Origin of the sequence: Psychrobacter sp. 5A.1 (genome assembly GCF_030407455.1) — a bacterium.
Taxonomy (GTDB): Bacteria; Pseudomonadota; Gammaproteobacteria; order Pseudomonadales; family Moraxellaceae; genus Psychrobacter.
In genome coordinates, this window is sequence record NZ_JASDDJ010000045.1 from 17,898 (window position 1) to 27,645 (window position 9,748).

9 protein-coding genes are annotated in these 9,748 nt (G+C 44.7%); 5 read left to right on the top strand and 4 right to left on the bottom strand.

All coding sequences use genetic code 11. From position 1 onward, the window contains the following. Positions 1-30: 30 nt before the first annotated feature. The 4 genes from nhaC to hppD all read right to left on the bottom strand — a co-directional run bounded on the left by nhaC (position 31) and on the right by hppD (position 4,190). Positions 31-1,437: a Na+/H+ antiporter NhaC gene (nhaC, locus tag QL982_RS10300; protein WP_290164051.1), complete on the bottom strand. Its 1,407-nt coding sequence runs from the start codon at positions 1,435-1,437 to the stop codon at positions 31-33. Between the two features lie 91 nt (positions 1,438-1,528). Further along, complete coding sequence (locus tag QL982_RS10305) at positions 1,529-1,870, bottom strand: 4a-hydroxytetrahydrobiopterin dehydratase (protein ID WP_290164052.1); 342 nt, start codon at positions 1,868-1,870, stop codon at positions 1,529-1,531. Between the two features lie 160 nt (positions 1,871-2,030). Further along, positions 2,031-2,960, bottom strand: a complete 930-nt coding sequence (phhA, locus tag QL982_RS10310) for a phenylalanine 4-monooxygenase (protein ID WP_290164053.1) — start codon at positions 2,958-2,960, stop codon at positions 2,031-2,033. A 129-nt stretch (positions 2,961-3,089) separates the two neighbouring features. After that, complete coding sequence (gene hppD / locus QL982_RS10315; RefSeq protein WP_290164054.1) at positions 3,090-4,190, bottom strand: 4-hydroxyphenylpyruvate dioxygenase; 1,101 nt, start codon at positions 4,188-4,190, stop codon at positions 3,090-3,092. Between the two features lie 144 nt (positions 4,191-4,334). Between hppD and QL982_RS10320 the strand changes: the two genes are divergently transcribed. The 5 genes from QL982_RS10320 (at position 4,335) to QL982_RS10340 (ending at position 9,707) form a co-directional block, all read left to right on the top strand. After that, positions 4,335-5,282 carry a LysR family transcriptional regulator gene (locus tag QL982_RS10320; protein WP_290164055.1) on the top strand — a complete coding sequence of 316 codons (948 nt, stop codon included), beginning with the start codon at positions 4,335-4,337 and terminating at the stop codon, positions 5,280-5,282. 375 nt (positions 5,283-5,657) lie between these two features. After that, on the top strand, positions 5,658-6,854 hold the full coding sequence (locus QL982_RS10325) for an amino acid aminotransferase (protein WP_290164056.1): 1,197 nt from the start codon (positions 5,658-5,660) through the stop codon (positions 6,852-6,854). Between the two features lie 267 nt (positions 6,855-7,121). Continuing rightward, positions 7,122-8,423 (top strand): fumarylacetoacetase, encoded by a 1,302-nt coding sequence (fahA, locus tag QL982_RS10330; RefSeq protein ID WP_290164057.1) that lies wholly within the window; start codon positions 7,122-7,124, stop codon positions 8,421-8,423. Positions 8,424-8,547: 124 nt separating this feature from the next. Further along, complete coding sequence (locus QL982_RS10335) at positions 8,548-9,123, top strand: VOC family protein (protein ID WP_290164058.1); 576 nt, start codon at positions 8,548-8,550, stop codon at positions 9,121-9,123. A 134-nt stretch (positions 9,124-9,257) separates the two neighbouring features. Next, the gene (locus QL982_RS10340; RefSeq protein WP_290190302.1) at positions 9,258-9,707 is read left to right on the top strand and encodes a hypothetical protein; all 450 of its coding nucleotides are present in this window, start codon (positions 9,258-9,260) and stop codon (positions 9,705-9,707) included. Positions 9,708-9,748: the final 41 nt, after the last annotated feature.

A 9,748-nucleotide genomic window follows, 5' to 3' on the forward strand; every position in this document is an offset into this window, starting at 1 on the left:
TCTATTTTAGGATGGGACAATCATCATCTATCATGCTTCGGCGACTTTCTCCTCTTTTTTAACTCGACTGATGGTCACCCCAGTGAAGCCGAATAATATCGTCAGCAATAGTGATAAATAACAAAAGAACGCATAAGGCAGGTAATCCAGTACTGGCACGCCTAATGCTTGGCTGATAAACACGCCGCACACACTCCACGGTACCAAAGGATTGATGACCGTACCTGCATCTTCAATTGTACGAGACAAATTCTTAGGATGTAAATTCAAACGCTCAAACGTCGGACGAAAGGCCGTACCAGACAATAAGATACTCAAGTACTGCTCACCAATCAGTACGTTAATACTGAGTGCAGACATGGCAGCGGCAAATATGGCGCGTCCTGATGTCGTCAATGTGTCCTTAATACCAGACAGCAATGCAGGCAAAATTCCTAGTGCCGTCAACAGACCACCCAAACTCAGTGCCAATATCACAATCGCCTGCGTAAAGAACATACTCTGTACACCGCCACGCGACAGCATACCGCCTACCTCACCCAACTCTAATGACTCAGCGGGTGCATAGCCTGCAAACAGATAGCCGCCTAACTGTCCAAAGCTCGGTGAACTATGCAAATAGGTGATAATCAATGCCGCTGCGATGGTACAGATGATCGTATAAATGGCATTGACACGAAATATCGCTAGACCAACCAATACCACAAATGGCAGTATCGCATAGCCATGTACCAGACCACTGTCTATGAGTTGCCCTTTCAGCACCGTGACTTGGCTCAGATCAGAGCCAGCGGTCTGACCTGAAAACATCCAAAAAATGATGACCGTGAGTATCCAAGCAGGAACCGTGGTGTACATCATATTGCGAATATGCTCAAACAAATCAATACCGACCACCGAGGACGCAATGGTACAGGTATCTGATAATGGCGACATTTTATCCCCGAAAAACGCCCCTGAGACCACAGCACCAGCCGCAATCGCCACGTTGGCATCAAACGCATTGCTCATACCAATAAATGCCACGCCCAATGTCGCCACGGTCGTCAAGCTACTACCCAAAGCAATACCAATAATAGAGGTCAATACAAAGGCCGATATATAATAATACTCTGGTGAGATCAGCTGAAAACCAAAATACATCAGCGTTGGGATAGCACCAGACATCATCAAGGCGGCGACCATCAAACCAATAAAGAAAAATAGATAGATCGCACCAATACCGCGCATGACACCCGATGCCATTTGTGCTTGCATGTCATCGAAGCTCAGACCTCTAGACAGACCAATGGCCAGTAGCACACAGATAGCGAGTATCAATGATAAATGCGGCACCCAGCCAAACCCTATCATGGTGACGCCCATGATAGCGATGACAATGGCTGAAATCATAAAGGCCAGTTGAGGAGAAATTTGGGTTAATATTTTTGGCGGCATCACACATCCTTAGGTTGCCAGTATCATCTGGCGTTAGGTTGGATTTTAATTTGGCAAGTTTAGCAAGTTCGTTTGACGATTAATAACCCCATCAGTCATTTAACAAGCAATCGGTCTTAGCGGCCATGACAAAATCATTGTGATGTAAACCTTTAATACTATGCGACCACCAGGTTACCGTGGCTTTGCCCCACTCTACCAATATGCCAGGATGATGCCCTTCTGCCTCAGCGATGTCTGCCAATTGATTGGCAAATGCCATGGCTTTGACAAAGTTTTTAAATTTATACTGGCGCTGCAATTGCTTGATACCCTCTACCTCAATCAAAGACCAATCAGGAATTTGTGCTAATAGCTCGCGTGCTTCAGTATCGTCTACTGTCGGTGCGCCGATACGGCAGGCTTCACAGCTGGCTTGTGATAATGTCGTCATAATAAAATCCTTTTATAGTGGCTATTTTTAATGTCTGTTTTTAATGGTTGTTTTGATAGCTATTTTTAATACTCGTACGTCCATGTCGATATAGCTGTATTGCTATATCAACACTTAGTACTGAAGTGATGGTTTTCACGTTTAATTTTGAATTGCCGTTTTAACGAGTTTTTTCTGGATAGGTCGGCTCGAATAGTCCAAGTGACATGGCTTGCTTGACCGTACCCATGATGTCGCTATCGACGATGTCAAATAACGTATTCAAGTCATCAATGACATAATAAATCGGCTGGATATGATCGATACGATAAGGGGTACGCAGCACATCAAGTAAATCAAATGCCCGATGCTCTGGTAAAGATTGGGGCTGCTGCTCTGGGTGCTGTTGAGACGCGTCGCTGAGCGCATACACTGTCTCAGAAGGCGAGCTTAATATACCGCCGCCGTAGATTCGACGATTTTCAGTGTGACGACCAACCAGTCCAAACTCGATGGTGAACCAATACAGCCTTGCCAAAAACCATCTTTCCTCTTTACTGGCATTCAGACCCAGCTTGCCATACGTCTCGTTAAATGTCGCAAACGCAGGATGGGTAAGTAGCGGGCAATGTCCGACGATTTCGTGAAAAATATCAGGTTCTTCGATATAGTCCATGTCATCAAATCGACGAATAAAAGTCGCCACAGGAAACGATTTGTTGGCCAATAATTTGAAGAATTTTCCAAAGCTGATTAAGGCAGGTACAGCAGCCGTTTTCCAGCCAGTAGTCGCTTGCAGAACGTCGTCGATATCATGCAGTTGTGGAATGCGACTGGGGGGCAAATTCAGCTTTTTCAAGCCTTCTAGATACGCAGGACAAGCGCGATTGGGTATTTGCTCAGCTTGACGTTCCAGCAATGCTTGCCACATGCCATTTTCATCATCACTATAGTGAATATAACCATTGGCATCAGGTTGGTGTGAGAGATAGGGCTGTTTTTTATCAGGCGTGTTATGAGAAGCTGATTCGTCGGTGCTTTGCTTACCAATCGTAGAGCTATTGGCACCGATGGCGGTATTAAAAGAGTCTGTATGTGATAGGCGTTCCATGCCTGTATTCCTTTTGTCGCAGTTGGTACATTACCTTTGTACCCGTGCTGTTAAGTAATGCACTTGTTGAGGACAACACAAGTTCCTTTTGTGCTGTCCGTTTGAGTTTTTGCCTACAGATAGCGTGACTTACGGTGTTTCAGTCTCAGATTGGTCAATCGCGCCGCGACGAACTTGATCACGTTCTATCGACTCAAACAAAGCTTTAAAGTTACCTTCACCAAAGCCGTCTTCATAATCGCCTTTGCGTTGGATAAACTCAAAAAACACTGGGCTACCTAAGATGGTTTCAGAAAAAATCTGGAGCAGTAGACGCGGTGTGCCACCTTCAGTCGTGCCATCTAATAAAATGCCACGCGTTTGCAGGTCATCAACGTTCTCGCCATGGTTTGGCAAGCGCTCACTCAACATTTCATAGTAAGCAGCAGTTGGTGCGGTCATGAGCGGAATGCCAGCCGCTTTTAGCTTATCGATACTGGCAAATAAATCGTCGCAAGCCAGCGCAATATGTTGGATGCCTTCGCCATTGAAATGCATCAAATACTCTTCGATTTGGCCACCGCCCTGTTTGGCTTCTTCATTTAGCGGAATACGAATTTTGCCATCAGGAGCCGTCATGGCTTTACTGGTCAATCCCGTGTATTCACCTTTGATATCAAAGAAACGGATTTCACGGAAATTAAAGATGCGCTCATAAAAGTTTGCCCAATACGCCATACGCCCACGGTAGACGTTATGGGTTAAATGGTCGATAACCTTGAAACCATACCCGACAGGGTTTCTATCGATGTCTGCAAAAAACTCAAAATCGACATCATAGATAGACTCGCCGTCTTTATAGCGGTCAATCAAATAAATCAATGACCCACCGATGCCTTTGATCGCTGGCAATCTAAGCTCCATTACACCAGTTGGTACGTCTACTGGCTGCGCGCCCATTTCGATAGCACGCTCATAAGCTTTTTGGGAGTTTTGTACGCGAAAACCCATGCTACAAGCACCAGCACCATGTTCTTCAACGAAGTAACTGGCTTGGCTTTTTGGCTCACGGTTTAGGATAAGATTGATGTCACCTTGACGGTATAGCGCAACGTCCTTTGAGCGATGGTTGGCCACATGTGTAAAGCCAAGCTGTTTGAACAATGCCTCGACAGCATCAGGTTGAGGTGAGGCGAATTCAACAAAATCAAACCCATTCAGGCCCATTGGGTTTTCAAATAAATCTGCCATTGTAATCATCCTTAATTTCAATTGGTGGTAAAAATACGATAAAACGATTGGTAATCAATCTTTATTGTTGACGTTGTATTTATATTAGATTAGGTTTATTTATAAGACTAATTGTTTTTTATGATTTATTTATCAGGTTTACTTATGAATATCAGCATTCGCCAACTCACCGCATTTATCCAAGTCTCTGACAATGGCAGTTTCACTCGTGCCAGCGAGCAGATGTATCTCACCCAATCTGCCGTTAGCGGATTGATTAAAGAATTAGAGACTGGCCTCGGTATCGTGCTATTCGACCGTACGACGCGCCAGCTGTCTTTGTCGGCAGTCGGACTGCATTTATTACCGCAAGCGAGGCGTATCTTGAATGAGATGCAACTGTTTGAAAATGAAGCGAGTAGTTTGACCAGCCTAGCGCAAGGTCAAGTGCGACTGGCCGTTTCCCAGTTTGCGGCCTCCTCTATGCCCGCTGTCATCGCTCAGTTTGCCAAACAGCATCCTGAGATTGGCGTGTCGTTATTGGATTGTTCGGCAGAAAATTTGCTCAAGCATATTCAGGATATCGAGGTCGATTTAGGGGTCGGTACTGAGCTTGGTTTTATGGAGACTGAGGACGATATCCATGCTGACTTGTTATATCAGCTACCATTTTGTGTGGTCATGCCAGATAGCCATGCATTGGCACAAAAACATGAAATAACGTGGCAGGATTTATTAGACATTCCACTCATCACGCTGCAAGGGCCATTTATAGAGCAAGTGACCGCAGAACTGGATGAGCGTATCACCACTCATATCCAGCAAGCGCGCTACAAGGTGAACTTTATGTCCACCGCGCTTGAGATGACCCGTCAAGGATTTGGCATTACGCTGTGCCTGCCCTACATGCCTGAGGTGATTGATTGGGTCAGTGCCAATGGTTTGCTGATGCGACCACTAGCACAGCCTGTTAGAATGCGTCAGTTCTTTATCTATCAACGGGCCTCACGGGCTTTGTCTCCTGCGACCATTGCTTTTAAGCAGTTTTTGCAAACGTATTTTTCGAGCCATTATAACGATTTGCATCACTCTGAATCCCTGTCTGTCAAGTGATAGATCTAGGGCGTGTCCTCAATTCAATCGATAGTCATCTAAATGGGTTAAAAATGGCTAAATCTTGCCAAACGGCGTCAAATAGCTGACTAATATCTCGATATTATCTGCGCTATTTTCCTTGTTTGACGGCAATTTATCTCGTTTTTATCACCATTTTTAAAATGAGGACATGCCCTAGTCAGTCCAATAAAACGATATTCTCTTGAAATGAGTCGACGATAGCCCCTCAAATGCCTTTGATAAGCAGATAAATAACTTATTTGGGTATTTATTTTACTAATTGCACCAGATAACCCACTCTCATGTTGAGTTAATCATCAATTTGCTCTATGATTTTCGGCTGCTCGGTTTATATTTTTATAAGGAAATGGCATGTTTGAACGTATCGATTATTACGCTGGTGATCCAATCTTAGGTCTTATGGAAAAATACTCAGCAGATAGCAATCCTAACAAGGTCAATTTAGGCATTGGTATTTATTATGATGAAAATGGCGTATTGCCTGTACTCGACTGTGTAAAAACAGCCGAAGAGCGTATCGCCGACCCTATCTCACCGCGCCCATACTTACCGATGGCAGGCTTACCAGGACACCGTAAAGGCTGTCAGGAGTTGCTGTTTGGTAAAGACGCACAGATTTTAAAAGACGGTCTGGTCGCTACTATCGCTACGATTGGTGGTTCTGGTGCATTGAAAGTCGGTGCTGAGTTTCTCCACGAATGGTTCCCGCAAGCCAAATGCTATGTGAGCGATCCTACCTGGGGCAACCATATTGCTATCTTCGAAGGCTCTGATGTCGAAGTGGGCAAATACCCGTACTACGATAAAGACAACAGCAACATCAAATTTGATGAAATGATTGCGTTTTTTGAGACATTGAACAAAAACGACGTCATCTTGCTACATCCATGCTGCCACAATCCAACCGGTATGGATTTGACCCAAGCGCAATGGGACACCGTGCTCAATGTCGTGAAAACGCGTGAGCTGATTCCATTCATGGACATCGCTTATCAAGGGTTTGGCGAAGACATGGACAGCGACGCTTACGCTATCCGTAAAGCCGTTGAGATGGGCTTGCCATTGTTTGTTAGCAACTCATTCTCTAAAAACTTATCGCTATATGGCGAGCGTGTCGGTGGCCTCTCAGTCGTCTGCCCAACCGTAGACGAAACCGATCGCGTATTTGGTCAGCTCAATGCGACCGTACGCCGTATCTACTCAAGCCCACCGTCACATGGTGGACGTGTCGTCGATATCGTCATGAACGATGAAGCACTACATGAGCAGTGGGTTGGCGAAGTTTATGCCATGCGCGACCGTATCAAAGCCATGCGCCTAAAGCTAAAATCGGTATTAGAAGCCAAAATCCCGAACCGTAACTTTGACTACATCACTCGTCAAAACGGCATGTTTAGCTTTACTGGATTGACGCCTGAACAGGTCGAGCGCCTACAAAGCGAGTTTGGTATCTATATGGTCTCTAACTCACGTATGTGTGTGGCTGGACTAAACACCAGCAACATCGATTATGTAGCCAATGCGATGGCAGACGTTTTAAAAGACTGATTTAATCACGTTGCTAAAAATGCTGTTTCATAAAAGATAGCATGAGATGAAAATCGAATAAGAAAGGCTGAGCGATTGCTCAGCCTTTTTTTGTGTGCAGTATTTAGGGCATGCCCTAGTCAAAACAACGGTAAGAACTGTTCAAATAAGCTGTTTACGAAAGACATTGCACAAAAAAACTTGCAATCGATATATCAATAAATTACATTATACGTAAGTAGTTAATTATAACGTAATTAATAATTTATATTAGCAAGGAGCAAACCCATGTCAACGATTGACAATACTCTCACCTCATTTATCAATATCGCCGCTGATTCTGACTTTTCAATCCACAATCTCCCTTATGGCATTTTTAGCGATACCAAAGATGCTGCTGGTGATAACAAGCGCCGCGCTGGTGTTGCTATCGGTGAGCACGTGCTTGATTTGTCTGTACTGGAGACAGAAGGATTATTAAGTTTAGATGGTGGCCCATACTTTGATCAATCTACGCTAAATGCTTTTATTGATTCTGGTCGAGACAACTGGACGCAGGCACGTACGACCATTCAAACGCTACTGTCCAGCGACAATGACACCTTACGTGACAATGCAGACTTACAGAAAAAGGCGCTGTTTAAGCAAGCGGATGTCACCATGCACTTACCTGTACGAGTACCTGGATTTACAGACTTCTACTCTTCTAAAGAGCACGCGACCAACGTCGGTACCATGTTCCGTGATCCAAACAACGCCCTACTGCCTAACTGGACCGAAATGCCCGTCGGCTATAACGGACGTGCCAGCACTGTCATCGTTAGCGGGACGGATATCGTACGCCCATCAGGCCAGCTAAAACCCAATCCTGATGACCGTCCTATTTTTTCTGCCTGTAAGCGCTTGGATTTTGAGCTAGAGACTGCCTTTGTCGTTGGTAAAGGTAATCATATCGGTCAGCCAATCGCCGTAGATAATGCCGCTGATCATATTTTTGGCATGGTGTTGCTCAATGATTGGTCAGCACGAGATATCCAAAAATGGGAATACGTGCCTTTAGGCCCATTCAATGCTAAGACCTTTGCGTCTGAGGTTTCCCCTTGGATTGTCACCATGGATGCGTTGGCTCCGTTCAAAACAGCTTGCCCAACTCAAGAACCCAAGCCGCTTGCATATCTAAATGAAAAATCGAGCGACAACAGCTTTGATATCAATCTATCAGTTGAGCTACTGCCTGAAAATGCAGAAACAGCAACAGTCATTTGCGAGACCAATTTTAAATACATGTACTGGTCAATGGCACAGCAGCTTACCCACCACACCATCACTGGTTGCAAAGTTGAAGTCGGTGACATGATGGGTTCAGGTACGATTTCAGGGCCAACGCCTGATTCTTATGGCTCGATGCTAGAGATTGCTTGGAACGCTACCAAACCAGTCACACTAAAAGGCGGCGAGACGCGCAGCTTCATCGAAGATGGTGACACGGTCATTATGAAAGGCTATAGCGAAAAAGAGGGCATTCGTGTTGGGTTTGGCGAAGTACGCGGCAAAGTATTACCAGCGCTTAGCTTCGATTTTGACAAATAGCAACCGTATATAAAAAAGGCGTAAAAGTAGATTTAAACTGTCAGACAACGATGATATACCGTCTATAAGCACTGGCAGCTTGTCTATTCATATGAAATTTACGCCCTATCAAAAGGAGTTTGATATGAGCTTTACCATTGAAAAGATTCATCATGTGGCTTATCGCTGCAAAGATGCTAAAGAAACCGTTGAATGGTATCAAAAACACCTAAATATGGATTTTATCTTAGCATTCGCAGAAGACCATGTGCCTTCAACCAAAGCCTTTGACCCCTATATGCATGTCTTCTTAAATGCTGGCAGTGGCAATGTACTGGCTTTCTTTGAAGTACCCAATCAACCTGAAATGGGCTTTGATCCAAACACCCCTAACTGGGTGCAACACTTAGCGCTAAAGGTCAAAGACCGTGATGAACTACTAGTTGCCAAAGAGCATTTAGAACAAGGTGGCATTGACGTCATTGGCGTGACCAATCACGGCATCTTTCACTCTATTTACTTCTTTGATCCCAATGGGCATCGTCTTGAGTTGACCTATGATGACCCAACCTCAGAAGACAAAGTCTCGATGATTACAGACGCCATCAAGCAAGACATGCTAGATGAATGGTCTCGTACCAAACGCGCGCCAGCACATACGCAGTTTTTGCACAGTGAAGAGTTGGCCGAAGCAAGAGAAATCGCGCCTGTCGGCGAGTAATTGCCCTATCATTTTGTTTGCTACCTTTTTTCATGATCAGTTAATCATCGCTTTAAGCCTAAAAATGATGATTAGCGGCACGCTCTAGGTAGCAAATGGTAGCGAACCATATCTCACCATCATGAAAGGATTCTATGATGAAAGTAAGAACCCCTCTAGGAATACTCTTAGCTGCCTCGATTGCGATGACTGGCTGCTCCAATAACGACCAATCGGTCAGCACATCTACGGATACAGGTGAAGTGACGACATTGCGCTTCTCGCATTTTATGACTGCCACTGACAACATAAACACCGAAGCGTTAGAACCATGGGCAAAGAAAATTGAAGCAGATTCAAAAGGTCGCTTAAAGGTTGAGATATACCCTTCTGCGACGCTCAGCAAACCAGGTGCTACCTATGACGCTACAGCTAAAGGTAGCGTAGATATTGGTATGCAAGCACAAGGATATACAGCAGGACGATTCCCTTTGACTCAAATCGTAGAGTTGCCAGGCATCACAAATACCGCGCAGCAGCAGAGCTGTATACTTCATAAACTATATGACGAGTGTAGTGGCATAATAAACTTGGACAGCTGCTAAGAGGTTATACTAACCCAAAGAAGGAAAATAGTATGACCAAC

Coding starts and splice junctions, on each gene's coding strand:
- QL982_RS10325 (WP_290164056.1), top strand. CDS start 5,658: ATGTTTGAACGTATCGATTATTACGCTGGTGATCCAATCTTAGGTCTT.
- phhA (WP_290164053.1), bottom strand. CDS start 2,960: ATGGAACGCCTATCACATACAGACTCTTTTAATACCGCCATCGGTGCC.
- QL982_RS10335 (WP_290164058.1), top strand. CDS start 8,548: ATGAGCTTTACCATTGAAAAGATTCATCATGTGGCTTATCGCTGCAAA.
- QL982_RS10320 (WP_290164055.1), top strand. CDS start 4,335: ATGAATATCAGCATTCGCCAACTCACCGCATTTATCCAAGTCTCTGAC.
- nhaC (WP_290164051.1), bottom strand. CDS start 1,437: ATGCCGCCAAAAATATTAACCCAAATTTCTCCTCAACTGGCCTTTATG.
- fahA (WP_290164057.1), top strand. CDS start 7,122: ATGTCAACGATTGACAATACTCTCACCTCATTTATCAATATCGCCGCT.
- QL982_RS10340 (WP_290190302.1), top strand. CDS start 9,258: ATGATGAAAGTAAGAACCCCTCTAGGAATACTCTTAGCTGCCTCGATT.
- hppD (WP_290164054.1), bottom strand. CDS start 4,190: ATGGCAGATTTATTTGAAAACCCAATGGGCCTGAATGGGTTTGATTTT.
- QL982_RS10305 (WP_290164052.1), bottom strand. CDS start 1,870: ATGACGACATTATCACAAGCCAGCTGTGAAGCCTGCCGTATCGGCGCA.